This window comes from Actinoplanes octamycinicus, from assembly GCF_014205225.1.
Lineage (GTDB): Bacteria > Actinomycetota > Actinomycetes > Mycobacteriales > Micromonosporaceae > Actinoplanes > Actinoplanes octamycinicus.
The window spans coordinates 1,239,631-1,254,876 of the sequence record NZ_JACHNB010000001.1 but is presented as its reverse complement, the minus strand read 5'-3'; the positions used below and the strand labels follow the sequence as shown (position 1 = coordinate 1,254,876).

Sequence of the window (15,246 nt, the reverse complement as noted above, 5' to 3'; positions counted from 1 at the left end):
AAGGAATACCTCCATGCTGCGTTCTCTTTACTCCGGCATCAGCGGCCTGCACGCGCACCAGCAGATGATGGACGTCACCGGCAACAACATCGCCAACGTCAACACGACGGGTTACAAGGCGGCGACGGTGCAGTTCCAGGACACCCTCAGCCAGATGATCGGCGCGGCCGGCGCGCCGCAGAACGGCCAGGCCGGCACCAACCCGGCGCAGGTCGGCCTCGGTGTCCGGGTCGCCGGCATCACCCAGAACTTCAGCCAGGGCTCGGCGCAGACCACCGGCAAGTCCGGGGACATGATGATCCAGGGCGACGGCTTCTTCATCAGCCGCAGCGGCAACGAGATGCTCTACACCCGGGCCGGCTCGTTCTCCTTCGACGCCAACGGCCTGCTGACCACCTCCACCGGCGAGCCGGTGCAGGGCTGGACCGCGGAGAACGGCGTGGTCAACGCGGCGGGCAAGCCGGACGACATCCGGATGCCGCTGGGCGCCACGATCGAGCCGGAGCGGACCAAGAAGATCACCCTCAAGGGCAACCTGAGCTCGGACAACATCCCGGACGTGAACAACCCGAAGAACTACGGCATCGAGGGCACCCCGGTGGGTAACCCGGGCTACGTCACCACGATCCCGGTCAAGGTCTACGACGCGCAGGGCGGCACCCACACGGTCACCGCCAAGTTCACCCGGACCGCGAACGACAACGCCGCGAACACCTCGGAATGGCGGGTGGACACCTACGAGGAGGGCGTCGACCCGATGGACCCGGCGTCCACGCCGATCGGCACGGCCACCACGCTGACCTACAAGAACGGCAAGGCGTACGAGGCGGACGGCACCACGCTCAAGCTCTCGTTCGACATCGGCACCGACCCCGCCGACAACACCAAACCGCTCTACAACGTCGACATCACCGATGTCACGTCGTACTCGGGGCTCTCCGACGCGCGGGTGTTCGAGACCGACGGGCAGACCGCCGGCGCGCTCACCTCGCTGTCCTACACCGTCTCCGACACCGGCCAGATCATCGGTGTCTACAGCAACGGCTTGAAGGAGGTCCTCGGCCAGGTCGCGATGGCCACCTTCAAGAACGTCCAGGGCCTGGAGAAGGTCGGCAACTCGCTGTACCGCAGCACGGTCAACTCCGGGTACGCCCAGGTCGGGCAGCCCGGCAGCGCCGGCATGGGCCAGGTGATCAGTGGCGCCCTGGAGATGTCGAACGTCGACCTCGCCCAGGAGTTCACCAACCTGGTCATCGCCCAGCGTGGCTTCCAGGCGAACTCGCGCATCATCACCACCTCCGACGAGCTGCTCCAGGAGCTCGTCAGCATGAAGCGGTAGTAGCACCAGTCTCTCGGCGGCGGCCGGGACGGGCGGAGACGCCTGTCCCGGCCGCTTTCCGTGTGGGGGGAACGTGCCGCGCAGGTCGCGGCGCTCGCACCCGGATAGCGACCGGCTCGATCTCATCGGCAACCGAGGTCGGGCCGAAGTAACAGGCGAAGGGCCACGGACGGCCTTCACCAGCCAAGGACGACCCAAGGACGGAACAGTCTTGATCCTCGTAACTCGCATCAACGGTGCCGTGTTCGCGCTGAACCCGGACCTGGTCGAGCGTGTGGACTGCACGCCCGACACGGTCGTCACCCTGGTGGACGGCACCAAGTACGTCATCGCCGAGTCCGTGCCCGAATTCATCGACTCGGTGCGTCATTACCGCGCCTCGCTGATCGCCCAGGCAAGTCGCATGGAGCCCGAGCCCGTGGCTGCCGCCCCTGCCTCGTCTGACGACGAGCTCGACGCCAAGGTGCTCCCGCTGCACCGGAAGGAACGCTGACATGGACATCTCAACCATCGTCGGAGTGGTCGCCGGACTGGTGATCGTCTTCACCGTCCAGATCCTGGAAGGCGGCTCGCCCGCCTCCATCCTCCTGATCCCCTCGATGCTGCTGGTGTTCGGTGGCGCGTTCGCCGCCGCCATGGCCGGCGGTGTGCTCAAGGACGCGACCGGGTTCGTCGGGGTGCTGAAGAAGGCCTTCACCGCCAAGGTGACGCCGCCGACCCAGCTGCTCGACAACGTCGTGAAGCTGGCCGAGCGGGCCCGCCGCGAGGGTCTGCTGGCCCTCGAGGACGCGGTCAAGACGGTCGAGCACCCGTTCCTCAAGCGGGGTCTGCAGCTGGCCATCGACGGCACCGACCCGGACGAGCTGCACGACATCCTGCACGCCGAGGTCGCCGCCAAGAAGAAGGCCGACAACGCGGCCAAGAAGTTCTTCGAGAACATGGGCGGCTACGCCCCGACGATCGGCATCATCGGCACGGTCATGGGCCTGGTGCACGTGCTGGAGAACCTCGACAAGCCCGAGACCCTGGGCCACTCGATCTCCGCGGCGTTCGTCGCCACCCTGTGGGGCGTGCTCAGCGCGAACATCATCTGGCTCCCGATGGCGGCCCGGTTGACCCGGCTCTCCGCGGTCGAGGCCGAGGAGATGGAGCTGGTGATCGACGGTGTGCTGGCGATCCAGGCCGGCTCCAACCCGCGTCTGGTCGCCCAGAAGCTGCGGAGCCTGCTTCCGCCGGACGAGATGAAGAAGGCTGAGGCTGCGGCCTCCTCGAAGAAGGCGGCCTGATCTACATGAGCTCTGGTGGCGGGGGCGCCAAGCGCAAGAAGAAGGGCCATGAAGAGCACGAGGAGCACGTCAACCACGAGCGCTGGCTCGTGTCGTACGCCGACATGCTCACCCTGCTGTTCGTCCTCTTCGTCGTCCTGTTCTCGATGAGTGACATCAACCAGAAGAAGTTCGCCCAGCTGGCGCAGGGCCTCTCGGCGAGCTTCGGCTCCAAGAGCGCCGCCTTCACCGGCAACTACGCCCCGCTGGACGGCGCTTCGAACAACGCCCAGATCGTGCAGATCGACCCGGGCGCCAACCCCGGTGACGGCAGCTCCGGCACCGAGGGCCTGAACCAGAAGCAGAAGGAAGCGGTCGAGCGGGCGATCCAGGCCGAGGACCGTAAGAAGGCCTCCGCGAATGCCGACAAGGCAGTCAAGGAAGCCGAGAACATGAAGGCGATCGAGAACAAGATCTCGGACGCCCTGGCCGCGGCCAAGCTGCTCAACAACGTGAAGTTCACGATCGACCAGCGCGGTCTGGTGATCACCGTGGTGACCAACGAGGTCGTCTTCGCCGGCGACCGGGCGGACCTGCGCCCGACCGGCGAGAAGATCCTCGGCGCGATCGCCCCGACGCTGGCCAAGCTGCCGAACAACATCGAGGTGGACGGCAACACCAACCAGCTCAAGGCGAAGACCAAGTACTACCCGAGCGGCTGGGAGCTCTCCGCGGCGCGAGCCTCCACCACGGTCCGGTACTTCACCGGGCACGGGATCCCGAAGAAGCGGCTGAGCGCGGTCGGCTTCTCGGACACCAAGCCGCTGATCGACCCGAAGGACCCGCGCTCGATCACCATGAACCGCCGGGTGGACGTGGTCGTGCTGACCATGCTCACCGCCGACCAGGCGGCGCTGCTGCCCGCGGCGGCCGGCAGCGACGCGAAACTGCACGCCGGCCAGACCACGGCCGAGGCCAAGGCGGCCGCCGAGGCCGCGGCCAAGAAGGTCGAGGCGGACAACGCCTCCGCCGGCACCGGCACCACCGGGTCGACCGGCACGACCGGCACCACTGACCACAGCACGCTGATCACCGCTGACACACGTAACTGACCGGGGGGAGTTCTGATGGCAGACGAGAAGGACACGGCCGCCGAGGCGCCGAAGAAGTCGAACAAGATGATGATGGTTGTCATCGCCCTGGCGCTGGTCGTGCTGGGCGGTGGCGGCGCCGGAGCGTTCTTCATGCTCAAGGGCGACAAGGCCGAGGCGAAGGCGCCGGTCAAGGGCATCGTCACGGCGGCCGAGAACAGCATCACGGTGAACCTGGCCGACGGGCACTACCTGAAGCTCGGCTTCGCCCTGCAGCAGACCGAGGACTCCGGTGAGGAGGCGGTCGACCTGAGCGAGGCCTACGAGCTGGCGATCGACGAGTACACCGGCAAGACGGTGGCCGAGCTCTCCACCGAAGAGGGCCGCGAGAAGCTCAAGGAAGAACTGGTGGCCAAGCTGGTCAAGGCTTACACCGAGGACGGCAAGAAGATGGTCATGGACATCTACTACACCTCGTTCGTCACGCAGTAAGGCCGGCGACGGCAGGGCGGGTCTCCTCCGGGAGACCCGCCCATCCGTGTAATAAGGGCATAAAGCGCCCCCAGCGCTCAGCGGTTCGCGAAGTCCGCCGATCAGGACGACGTGACCACCGCCGCACGCACCCCGGGCAAGATCTCCCGCCGTGGCCAAGGTGGGGGGCCGACGGCGTACGACTTCCGCCGCCCGATCAAGCTCTCCCGGGAGCACGTCCGCACCCTGCAGATCGCGTTCGAGACGTACGCGCGCAGCTGCGGCACCCTGCTCACCACCCGGCTCCGCGCGGTCAGCAACGTCTCCCTGATCTCCATCGAGCAGCTGAACTACGACGAGTACGTGGCGTCGCTGGCCAACCCGACGATCATCGGGGTGGTCACCCTCGACCCGTTGCCCGGCACGGTGCTGATCGAGATCGCCCAGTCCGCGGTGATGACCGCGATCGACCACATGCTCGGCGGCCCCGGCGGCTCCCAGCCGGAGCGGCCGCTGACCGAGGTGGAGATGCCGCTGCTGCGCGGCCTGATCGAGCGGATGCTCGGCGAGATGCGCTACGGCTTCGAGAGCCTGGTGGACATCTCGCCGAAGCTCAAGGAGATCGAGTACAACGCGCAGTTCCTGCGCGCGCACGCGCCCGGCGACGCGGTCGTGGTGGCCTCGTTCGAGACCAAGATCGGCGCCGAGGAGTGCATCTCCACGATCTGCCTGCCGTTCAACACCATCCTGCCGGTGCTCTCCCGGACCGAGGCGGTCGTGCTCAGCGCGGCCGAGCGGCAGGCCAAGGACCGGGCGCTGCGCAACCTGACGGCCGGACTTTCCGCCGCTCCGATCGACGTAGCAGTGCGATTCCAGCCCATCCGGATGCGTACCGATGACATCGTGGATCTACGTCCGGGTGACGTCGTGCCGCTCGGGCATCTGACCAGCCGGCCGCTTGAGGTGACCGTGAACGACATCGTCTTCGCGCATGCCGTTCCCGGTAATCAGGGCGCGCGGCTCGCCTGTCTCGTCGTGCCGTCCCCCAACGAGAACGAGTCCAAGGAGTCTGGCCGCTCATGACCGCCCCCACCATCACCGCGCCGCAGCTGATCCTCGCCCGGAACGCGGCGGACGCCGCGCTGGCCGTGCTGCCCACCAGCCGGGCCCTGGTCGCCGGCGATCCGGTGGTCCCCGACGCCGGGACGGTGATCGAGGGCCAGGCGATCACCGCGCGGTTCAGCGGCGCGGCCAACGGCGAGGTCGTCGTGGTGGTCGGCCAGGACCTGGCGGACGCGCTCAAGGAGAGCCCGCTCGGCGAGCTGGACCTGACCGCGGCGGTCCGGCCGGCGCTGGAGGCGGCCTCCCGGGTCTTCGGGCCGGTGGTCCTGGACCCCGGCCAGCTGATGGAGCCGCAGGTGGCGCTGAGCGCGCTGGCCGCCAAGGAGGGCTCGGTCGCCATCCCGCTGCGCGACGACGAGGACGTCCGGGCGGTGCTGGCGCTCTCGCTCAGCCCCTGGCCCAGCGAGGATCCGCTGGTCGCCGCCGCGGCGGCGGCCGGTGGAGGCGGGGTGGCCCAGCGGACCGCGCCCGCGGTGGGCCGGCGCGGCGGGCTGGACATGCTGCACGACGTGGAGATGGAGGTCTCCGCCGAGCTGGGCCGCACCCGGATGAGCGTGCGCGAGCTGCTCTCGCTCACCCCGGGCGCCATCGTCGAGCTGGACCGGGCCGCCGGCAGTCCGGCCGACCTGCTGGTCAACGGCCGGTTGATCGCCCGCGGCGAGGTGGTCGTGGTGGACGAGAACTTCGGCATCCGGATCACCGAGATCGTCTCGCCGGGCGCCGAATAGGAGTCACGACCTTGTTCCGGCTCCTCCTCCAGGTCGGCTTCTCCCTATTCATCGTGCTGTTCATGATGTGGGGACTGGCCCGGGCGCTGCGCCGCCCGTTCGGCAAGAGCAGTCACGGCCAGCTGGCGGTGCTCAACCGCCAGCAGTTGTCCCGCGGCTCGTCGGTGGCGGTGGTCCGGGTGGCCGACCGCGCGATGGTGCTCGGCGTGACCGACCAGCAGATCAGCTACCTGGGCGAGGCCGAGCTGGAGATGTTCGAGACGCCGCACGCCGAGCACCGCGACCACCTGGTGCTGGAGCCGACCGAGCTGATCGAGGTGGACGGGACCACGACGACCCTGCCGGGGCGGCACCCGGCCGCGCCCACCGGCCCGGCGCAGCACGGCTCGATCCTGTCGCCGAAGACCTGGAGCTCGACCCTGGAGTTCCTGCGCGAGCGAACGACGAGGCGATGATCTGATGCGACGCGTGATCCTGCTGCTCATCGTGGGTGCCGGACTGGCACTCGCGTTCCCGGCGCCGGTGAACGCGGCGCCCGGCCCGCCCGGAGCCGAGGTGGCGGCGCCGATGGTCGTACCGCAGAGAGCGCCGCAGGCGCCGGCGCACCCGGCGGCGGAGCGGCAACCGGTGGTGAAGCGGGTGCCGCAGGCGCCGGCGACCTCGCCGCCGAGCATCAACTTCAACATCAACGGTACGAACCCGGACGGCAGCCGTCCGGCCTCCAGCCTGGTGATCGTGCTGGGCCTGACGCTGCTCTCGGTGGCGCCCGCGCTGCTGCTGCTCTGCACGTGCTTCACCAAGGTCTTCATGGTCCTCGGGATCACCCGCAACGCGCTCGGGCTGACCACCCTGCCGCCCAACCAGGTGATCGCCGGGCTGGCCCTGTTCCTCAGCCTTTTCATCATGGGGCCGACCGTCTCGCAGATGAACGACGTGGGCGTGCAGCCCTACCTGAAGGGTGACAAGACCCAGTCGCAGGCGTTCAACGACGGCATCAAGCCGCTGCGCGAGTTCATGTGGCGGACCACCCGCGAGGACGAGCTGGCGCTGCTGCTCAAGGTGTCCGACGCGAAGAAGCCGGCGAACCGGGACGCGGTGCCGCTGACCACGCTGGTGCCCGCGTTCGTGCTCTCCGAGCTGCGCGCCGCGTTCATCATCGGGTTCGTCATCTTCATCCCCTTCCTGATCATCGACCTGGTGGTCTCCGCGTCGCTGATGTCGCTGGGCATGATGATGCTGCCCCCGGTGACCGTCGCGCTGCCGTTCAAGCTGCTGCTGTTCGTGCTGGTCAACGGCTGGGGGCTGATCATCACGGCGCTGGTCGGTTCGTACCGGACCTGAGATGAACTACAACGTGCCGATCGCCGAGCTGCTGGCGATCATGCTGGGGGCCTGCCGGACCGGCGCGTGGATGGTGATCTGCCCGCCGTTCAACTCGCGGCTCATCCCCGGGCCGGTGAAGGCGCTGCTCTCGGTCGGGATGGCGCTGCCGATGGCGCCGTACCTGCGCACCACGCTGCCGTCGCTGGAGACGCCGGCGCTGATCGCCGCGGTGGCCCTGCAGATCTTCGTCGGGGTCGGGCTCGGGTTCCTCACCGCGCTGCTGTTCGCCGCCCTGCAGGCCGCCGGTGACCTGCTCGACCTGTTCGGCGGGTTCACCCTGGCCACCGCGTACGACCCGCTCGGGATGAGCCAGAGCTCGATCTTCGGCCGGTTCTACAACCTGGTCGCGGTCACCCTGCTGTTCGCCAGCGACGGGCACCAGCTGATCCTGCGCGGCTTCCTGCAGAGCTTCCGGACGCTGCCGCTGAACACCACGTTCTCCTTCGAGACGTTCAGCCGGCTGCTGGTCAGCGGGGTCGGCGAGATGTTCCTGGCGGCGCTGCAGATCGCCGGTCCGCTGATCTGCGTGCTGTTCCTCGCCGACGTGGCGCTCGGCCTGCTCAACCGGGTGGCGCCCGCGTTGAACGCGTTCCAGCTCGGCTTCCCCATCAAGATCTTCCTGGTGGTGACGCTGGCCGGGCTGGCCATCTCGATGCTGCCCGGTGCGCTGCACACGCTGGTCGAGCGGTCGGTGACGGCGGTGGTCCGGCTGAGCGGGGGCTAGATGTCGGGGGAGAAGACCGAACAACCGACAGCCCAAAAGCTCAAGAAGGCCAAGCAAGAGGGCCAGATCGGGCGTACGCCGGACCTGGGCGCCTGGTTCGGCATGCTCGCCGCCAGCGTGATGCTGCCCCGCACCCTGGGCAAGGCGATGCAGCACGCCGAGGAAATGATCGCCAAGGTGCCCGAGACGATCGCCGACCCGGACCCCGGCAAGGGCCTGGCGATGTTCAAGGACGGCCTGCTCAGCGCGGGCTGGACGGTGCTGCCGCTGGCGCTGACCATGATGGCGGTGGGCGTCGCCGCGGCCGGCGCGCAGGGCGGCATCCGGGTGGCGAGCAAGCTGTTCATCCCGAAGTTCAACCGGCTCAACCCGTGGCCCGGGCTGAAGCGGATGCTCGGCCCGCACGCGCTCTGGGAGGCCACCAAGGCGCTGGTCAAGACCGGGGTGCTGGCCGGGGTGCTGTGGATGACGATGAAGGACATCGTGCCGCAGCTGATGACCGCGGGCCGGTTGCCGCTGACCGCGCTGCTCGGCATCGTCACCGACGCGGCGCTGTCACTGATCCGGGCGGCGGCGGTGGCCGGCATCGCGATGGCCGCGGCCGACTACTTCGTGGTCCGGCGGCGGACCAACAAGCAACTGCGGATGACCAAGGAAGAGGTCAAGCAGGAGAACAAGAACGCCGAGGGCGACCCGCTGATCAAGGCGCAGATCCGGGCCCGGCAGTTCGCCATGGCGCGCAACCGGCAGATGGCCGACGTGCCCACCGCGGACGTCGTGGTGGTCAACCCGGTGCACGTCGCGGTGGCGTTGCGCTACGAGCCGGAGAAGGGCGCCCCGCGGGTGGTGGCCAAAGGAAAGGGCCCGCTGGCCGCGAAGATCCGGGAGCTGGCCACCGAGAACCGGGTGCCGATGGTGCAGGACGTCGCGCTGGCCCGGGCGCTGAACGCCGGCTGCGAGGTGGGCCAGGAGATCCCGGCCGAGTTCTTCGGGGCGGTGGCCCGGGTGCTGGCGTTCGTGATGAGTCTCAAGGCGAAGGGCTCGGCGGCCGGCCTGCACCGCAACCCCAACCCCACGCCGGCAATGACGTAACCGAAATTTCGGGAGATTTACTCACGTAGCGCGCAGTAACCGGGGAAGATCGGGGCGTGGCGGTGCCACAGGGGTCCCAGTGACACGCCGGTAAGGGCGGGTCACCGGGGCCCGGATGGCGTCGGACTGTCCATGCCGGGAAGGTGTCGTGAAGAACCTGAGCCTCAGCAAGCTCGCCGTACCCATCGGGGTCATCGGCATCATCATCATGATGGTCGTCCCGTTGCCGACCTTCCTGTTGGACCTGCTGATCGCGCTCAACATCACGGTGGCCCTCCTGGTCCTGCTGACCAGCATGTTCGTGCAGAAGCCGCTGGACTTCGCGGTGTTCCCGGCGTTGCTGCTGGTGATGACGCTCTTCCGGCTGGCGCTCAACATCAGCGCCACCCGGCTGGTGCTGCGCGACGGCGACGCCGGCAAGGTGATCCACGCGTTCGGCAGCTTCGTGGTCGGTGGCAACCTGGTGATCGGGCTGGTGATCTTCTCGATCCTGGTGATCGTCCAGATGATCGTGGTGACCAAGGGCGCCGAGCGGGTCGCCGAGGTGGGCGCCCGGTTCACCCTCGACGCGATGCCCGGCAAGCAGATGGCGATCGACGCCGACCTGAACGCCGGCCTGATCGACGAGGCCGGGGCGAAGAAGCGCCGGGCCGAGGTGGCCGCCGAGGCCGAGTTCTACGGCGCGATGGACGGTGGCTCCAAATTCGTCAAGGGCGACGCCATCGCGGCCATCATCATCACCCTGATCAACCTGATCGGCGGCTTCGCGGTCGGCGTGGTCCAGCACGGCCTGGCCCCGGTCGACGCGATGAACCAGTTCAGCATGCTGAGCATCGGCGACGGCCTGGTCTCCCAGGTGCCGGCACTGCTGCTCTCGGTGGCCACCGGTCTGATCGTGACCCGCTCGGCCACCTCCGGCGACATGGGCCAGAGCGTCACCGCCCAGCTCAGCCAGAACCGGCTGGCGCTGCGGATCGGCGGCGGCGCGGCCCTCGCCCTGTGCGTCATCCCGGGCCTGCCGAAGATCCCGTTCCTGGTGGTCGGGATCGGGGTGCTGGTGATCGCGCAGCGGATCAAGGAGCCGATCCCGGAGGAGGTCGCGCCGGTCGCCGAGGCGGTCGAGATGCCGGCCGCCGACTCGCCCGAGTCGCTGCTCGGTGAAATGCGGATCGACCCGCTCGAGCTGGCCCTCGCCCCGGACCTGGTCGACCTGGTCGACGCCAGCAGCGGCGACCTGCTCGACCGGGTGCGCGCGCTGCGCCGCAAGATGGCCCTGGAGCTCGGGGTGATCATGCCGCCGGTGCGCACCCGGGACGACCTGGACCTGCCGCTGTCGTCGTACGCGATCCGGATCTCCGGCACCGACGCCGGCTCCGGTCAGGCGCCGCCCGGGACGGTCCTGGCGATCGGCGAGGGGCTGCAGGCGCTGCCCGGCCGGGCCGGTGTCGAGCCGGTCTTCGGGCTGGCCGGCAAGTGGGTCCCGGCCGAGCTGCACTACCAGGCCGAGCTCTCCGGGGCCACGGTCGTGGACCGGGCCTCGGTGATCATCACGCACCTGGCCGAGGTGGTCCGCAGCAACGCCAGCCGGCTGCTCGGCCGGGAGGACGTCCGGGCGCTGACCGAGATGGTCAAGCGGACCCACCCGGTGGTGGTCGAGGAACTGACCCCGGGGCTGCTCAGCCTGGGCCAGATCCAGAAGGTGCTGCAGTCGCTGCTGGACGAGGGCGTGCCGATCCGCGACCTGGTCCGGATCTTCGAGGCGCTGTCGCTGCGCGCCAAACTGTCGATGGATCACGACGGCCTGGTCGAGGCCGCCCGGAGCGGGCTGGGCCCGGCGATCGCCGCCCAGTACGCGGTCGGCGGCCGGCTCACCGTGATCACACTCGACCCGATGCTCGAGCAGAGTCTGCTCGAATCGCTGCGACCGAGCGAGACCGGCGCCTTCATGGCGATCGACGGCATGCGTGCCGAGGCGATCGTCAGCGAGGCCAGCCGGCTCGCCGAGGCCGCCGAGCAGCAGGGCCTGAACCCGGTCCTGGCCTGCTCGCCACAGTTGCGGTTGCCGCTGATGCGACTGCTGCGGGCCGGCTCGCGCCGGGTGCAGGTGCTGTCGTACAGCGAAATCTCTGGTTCCACCGCACAGATCGAAACGATAGGGGTGGTGAACGGTGCCTACGCGGGTGCTGCTTGAGGGACCTGCCATCGAGCCGTTACTGGCTCAGGTACGCGACGAGTACGGCTCGCGCGTCCGGATCATCTCCGCCGACAAGGTACGCAGCGGTGGCATCGGAGGCTTCTTCGCGAAGCAGCACTACGAGGTCTCCGTCGAGGTACCGGACGTATCGGACGCACATGAGGACAGTGAGGACATGGCGCAACAGACCGTCGCCGGGAACGGCGCAAACCCGCTGGAACGGCTGCTCGAACAGGCCGAGTCGCGGGACCGGTTCACCGGCGACGTGCCGCCGGCCCCGCCGCCCGGCCGGCCCGGCATCCCGAAGCTGGGCGCACCGGCCCGGCAGGAGGGCCGGGACGCCGCACTGGGCGACACCGGCGCCGCGTTCGCCGAGCTGATGGCCGGCCTGGACGTGGCCAGTCACCTGGGCGAGACGCACCGGTCCGGCCACCGGGTCCGGCAGCCGGCCGACCCGGACGCCGGCGGGGTACGCCCGTTCACCCCGGCCACCGCGACCGAGTCACCGGTCAACGGCGGCGCCCGGCCCAGCCTGCCGGCCGCGCTGCCCGGCCGGCCCAGCCGCCCGGAACGGACCGCCCCGGTCTCCCCGGCGGCCGTCTCGCCGGCGCCGATCCGCCCGGCCGAGCCGAGCGCGGCGCCACCCCGGGCCGCGTTCCAGCAGCAGCCGCCGCCGGCCCCGATCCGCTCCGCGGCCGAGGTCTACGGCCTCTCCGAGGACGACGAGCCGGTCCCGGCCGCCGCCCCGCCGCCGCCCGCGCCGAAGGCCAAGCCGGTCCGGTCCCGGGCCGCCGACGACCTCGACCCGGTGCAGACCAACCTGATGACGGTCGGCATGCCGGAGGAGATGGCCCGGCAGATCACCGGCGGCGACACCTACGCCGGGGTGCTCAGCGTGCTCGCCTCCCGGCCGGCCGCGCCCGGCATCCCGGACGGCCCGGGCGAGATCCTGGTGCTGGCCGGCGAGGTGCACACCGCCGTGCCGATCGCCAAGCAGCTGCTGGAACAGATCCACGTGGACCAGACCCACCTGCTGCTGGCGGCGCCCTCGACGGCCGGCACCGGCCTGCACTCGTCGCGGCTGATCTCCAGCCGGGACGCCGCCGAGTCCCGCGCCGACAAGCTGCAGACCTCGGACCACCCGTGGATCGTGGTGATCGACGCGCCGGTCGGCGGCACCGACGAGTTCTGGGTGAACGACATGTGCGACGCGCTCGGCGCCACCGCGCTCTGGGCCGTCGTCGACGCCACCCGCAAGACCGCCGACACCGCGCGCCACCTGCGCAATCTCGGCGAGGTGGAGGCGCTGGTGGTGCACAGCGTGGAGCTCACCGCGGATCCCGCGTCGGTGCTCGGGCTGGACGTGCCGATCTTCTCGCTGGACGGTAAACCGGCCACCCCGCACGCCTGGGCCGCGATGCTCTGCGCCCGGATCGCCGCCGAGGTGATGCCGGTCGCCGCGTCGCCCCGCCGGGCCGGCCGCACGGGCCGCCGATGATCCGACCGTCGGTCCTGGTGTTCGCGCTGCTGATCAGCCTGCCGGCGTGGTACCGGCTGCTGTTCGACCAGCTCGAGCTGACCCAGGTGCTGATCCGGTTCCTGATCGCGGTGCCGATCGCGGCGGTGCTGCTGGCCGGGTTCCGGTTCGTCACCTCCGGCTACGGCGTCACCGAGGAGACCCCGGCCGCGCCGGGTGAGCGGGTGGACTGAGCGCTGGCGCCTTGGGGAAGAGTTGTCAGTGCGCGCACGACGTCGGCGCCGGCCTCTGGGCCGGCGCCGACTCGCGTCTGTCAGGCGTGGGTGTCGAACCGCCCGGCCGGGGTGATCCGCCGGGTCGTCACCGGGGCCGGCTCGACCGGCGGCTCGGTGCCGCCCGGGCCGTCCCCGCCGGTCCGCCGGCCGAACCCGCCGCCCGCCTCGAACCGTTGCCGGGCCTGATCCTGCTGGCCGCCCTGGCGCAGGTCCAGCGAGCAGTTGCCGAACCCGGCGTCGCGCAGGTCCCGGCGCAGGTCGTCGAGCGCGTCCCGGATCGCCTCGGTGCCGGCCTCGGTGCCGCCGGTGAGCTGCACGCTGATGTCGCCGTTGCGGATCTCCGCGACCACCTGGACCGGGCCCAGGTCGACCGGGTGCAGCTGCACGGTGAGCCGGTGCACGCCGTCCGCGTCCAGCCGCAACGGCACGATCCGCATGGCCAGCTGCTCGGCCATCGGCACCGGCATCGGCGTGCTCGGCGCCGGGACCGGCGTGGCCGGAGCGGCCGGAGCGGCGGGCGCGGCGGCCTGCGGGCCGGCCACCCCGGGCAGCGGCGCGCCGGGCGGCAGGCCGGCGTCGGCGGGCTGTGCCGCCGCCGGGACCGCGGTGGGCAGCGGTGCCGGTCCGGTCGCGGTCTGCTGGTTGTTCTCCGGGGTACCGAACGCCTCCGCCCCCGGCTGCCCGGACCCACCCGGGTCACCCCCGGCGTCGGTGCCGGTGTCCGGCGTCGTGGCGGTGGCCGCGGCCGGCGTCCCGGCCGGCGTCGTGGCGGTGGCGGCCGGGTCGGCCGGCGTGGTCGCGGCGGCCTCGGCGTTCGTCGTGGCGGCCGGGTCGGTGCCGGTGGCGGCCGGGCTCGCCCAGGTCGGGCGGGCCGCGGTGGCCCCGGCCGAGGCCGGGACGGCGGTGCCCACTCCGGGCTGCTGCTGTGGCGCGGTGCCGGCCGGCGTGGCACCGGGCTGCCCGGCGGCCGGAGCGGCGCCGGCGGTCGCGGGACCGGCGGCCGGCGCGACCCCGGCCGCCGCCGTGGCCGCGCCGGTGGCCTGCTGCGGCGCGTCCGGCGTGGCGGCGGTGGGCGCGGTGGTCGCCGGGGCGGCGGGCTGACCCGCCGGGGCGGGCGCGGTGGCCTCCGGTGCCGTGGCGGCGGCGACCGCGGTGGCGGCGGCCGGGCCGGTGGCGGTCCCGGCGGTGGCGGCGGCCGGGGCAGCGTCCGGGACGCCCGGGGTGACCAACGGCATCGCCGGGACGGCGACCGCGGTCGCGGTGGTCTGCGCGGTGCCGTCCGCGTCGGTCTTCTCGGTACCCTCGGTCGCCTTCTCGGTGCCGGTCGCCTCGGTGGTGGCCTCCGGGGTCGTCGCGGCCGGTTCGCCGGCGGCCTTGGCCCGGGCACGGTGGGCGGTGCGGTCCGGGCCGTGCGGCTCCTTCGCGGCATCCGCCGGCCGCTCGGTGCCGGTGTCCTTGACGTCGTCGTCCTTCCGGCCGCCGGCCCGCTCGGTGCGGTCGCCCGTGGTCCGGTCGGCCACGCTCCGCTCGGCGGTGGCCCGGTTCGGCGCGCGGTCGGCGGCGGCGCGCCGGGCGGCGGCCCGATCCGCCGAGGTCCGGTCGGCAAGCTCCCGGGCCGCGTCGCGCTGGCCGGCGGTCCGCTGCTCCGCGGCCCGCTGCGCGGCCCGGTCCGCGGCGGTCCGGTCGGTAGCGGTCCGGTCGGCGGCGGTCCGCTCCGAAGCGACCCGGTCGGCGGCTCGCTGGTCCGTGGCCCGGTCCAGGCGGGCGCGGTCCGCCGCGATCCGGCCCGTCAGGGCGCGGTCGGTCCCGGCCCGCTCCATGGCGGCCCGGTCCGCGGCGGCGGTCCCGGCCCGGTCGGCCCGCCCGTCCGTACCGGCCAGATCCGCCCGCCGGGCGGTACCGGCCAGGTCGGCTCGCCCGGCCTGCTCGGCCTCGTCCCGATCGGGGCGGCCCAGCTCGGCGGAGAGCGCCGACCCGAAGTCCGCCCCCTCGTCGCGCCGCGCGCCCGGTCGGCGGGTGGCCTCGGTGACAGGCCGGTGCTCAGGTCCGGTCACGGAACTCGGCATGGGATGGGGCTCCTCACTT

At 71.3% G+C, this 15,246-nt stretch carries 15 protein-coding genes; 14 read left to right on the top strand and 1 reads right to left on the bottom strand.

Features of this window, described 5'->3' with window-relative positions; translation table 11 throughout:
- The first annotated feature begins 13 nt into the window (after window positions 1-13).
- The 14 genes from BJY16_RS05575 (at window position 14) to BJY16_RS05510 (ending at window position 13,119) form a co-directional block, all read left to right on the top strand.
- Window positions 14-1,339: a flagellar hook protein FlgE gene (locus tag BJY16_RS05575; protein WP_185038045.1), complete on the top strand. Its 1,326-nt coding sequence runs from the start codon at window positions 14-16 to the stop codon at window positions 1,337-1,339.
- 211 nt (window positions 1,340-1,550) lie between these two features.
- Window positions 1,551-1,832, top strand: coding sequence for a flagellar FlbD family protein (locus tag BJY16_RS05570; protein WP_185038044.1), 282 nt, complete (start codon window positions 1,551-1,553; stop codon window positions 1,830-1,832).
- A gap of 1 nt (window position 1,833) precedes the next feature.
- Window positions 1,834-2,625: a flagellar motor protein gene (locus BJY16_RS05565; RefSeq protein WP_185038043.1), complete on the top strand. Its 792-nt coding sequence runs from the start codon at window positions 1,834-1,836 to the stop codon at window positions 2,623-2,625.
- A gap of 5 nt (window positions 2,626-2,630) precedes the next feature.
- The gene (locus tag BJY16_RS05560) at window positions 2,631-3,716 is read left to right on the top strand and encodes a flagellar motor protein MotB (RefSeq protein ID WP_185038042.1); all 1,086 of its coding nucleotides are present in this window, start codon (window positions 2,631-2,633) and stop codon (window positions 3,714-3,716) included.
- A 15-nt stretch (window positions 3,717-3,731) separates the two neighbouring features.
- Window positions 3,732-4,187, top strand: coding sequence for a flagellar basal body-associated FliL family protein (locus BJY16_RS05555; protein WP_185038041.1), 456 nt, complete (start codon window positions 3,732-3,734; stop codon window positions 4,185-4,187).
- A gap of 111 nt (window positions 4,188-4,298) precedes the next feature.
- A complete protein-coding gene (locus BJY16_RS48295; RefSeq protein WP_185038040.1) occupies window positions 4,299-5,249 on the top strand; it encodes a flagellar motor switch protein FliM in 951 nt (316 codons plus the stop codon).
- A complete protein-coding gene (gene fliN, locus BJY16_RS05545; RefSeq protein ID WP_185038039.1) occupies window positions 5,246-6,016 on the top strand; it encodes a flagellar motor switch protein FliN in 771 nt (256 codons plus the stop codon). The genes BJY16_RS48295 and fliN overlap by 4 nt, the downstream gene beginning before the upstream one ends.
- Before the next feature lie 11 nt (window positions 6,017-6,027).
- On the top strand, window positions 6,028-6,471 hold the full coding sequence (locus tag BJY16_RS05540; protein ID WP_185038038.1) for a FliO/MopB family protein: 444 nt from the start codon (window positions 6,028-6,030) through the stop codon (window positions 6,469-6,471).
- Window positions 6,472-6,475: 4 nt separating this feature from the next.
- Window positions 6,476-7,357, top strand: coding sequence for a flagellar type III secretion system pore protein FliP (gene fliP, locus BJY16_RS05535; RefSeq protein WP_239177203.1), 882 nt, complete (start codon window positions 6,476-6,478; stop codon window positions 7,355-7,357).
- Between the two features lies 1 nt (window position 7,358).
- Window positions 7,359-8,123, top strand: coding sequence for a flagellar biosynthetic protein FliR (locus BJY16_RS05530; RefSeq protein WP_185038037.1), 765 nt, complete (start codon window positions 7,359-7,361; stop codon window positions 8,121-8,123).
- Window positions 8,124-9,215, top strand: a complete 1,092-nt coding sequence (locus BJY16_RS05525; protein ID WP_185038036.1) for an EscU/YscU/HrcU family type III secretion system export apparatus switch protein — start codon at window positions 8,124-8,126, stop codon at window positions 9,213-9,215.
- Window positions 9,216-9,363: 148 nt separating this feature from the next.
- Window positions 9,364-11,406: a flagellar biosynthesis protein FlhA gene (locus BJY16_RS05520; protein ID WP_185038035.1), complete on the top strand. Its 2,043-nt coding sequence runs from the start codon at window positions 9,364-9,366 to the stop codon at window positions 11,404-11,406.
- Window positions 11,396-12,907 (top strand): hypothetical protein, encoded by a 1,512-nt coding sequence (locus tag BJY16_RS05515; RefSeq protein ID WP_239177201.1) that lies wholly within the window; start codon window positions 11,396-11,398, stop codon window positions 12,905-12,907. Before BJY16_RS05520 ends, BJY16_RS05515 begins: the two co-directional genes overlap by 11 nt.
- A complete protein-coding gene (locus BJY16_RS05510; protein ID WP_185038033.1) occupies window positions 12,904-13,119 on the top strand; it encodes a hypothetical protein in 216 nt (71 codons plus the stop codon). Before BJY16_RS05515 ends, BJY16_RS05510 begins: the two co-directional genes overlap by 4 nt.
- An 80-nt stretch (window positions 13,120-13,199) precedes the next feature.
- Here BJY16_RS05510 and BJY16_RS48290 read toward each other — a convergent pair whose 3' ends face one another.
- Complete coding sequence (locus BJY16_RS48290) at window positions 13,200-15,227, bottom strand: flagellar hook-length control protein FliK (RefSeq protein ID WP_185038032.1); 2,028 nt, start codon at window positions 15,225-15,227, stop codon at window positions 13,200-13,202.
- Between the last annotated feature and the right edge of the window lie 19 nt (window positions 15,228-15,246).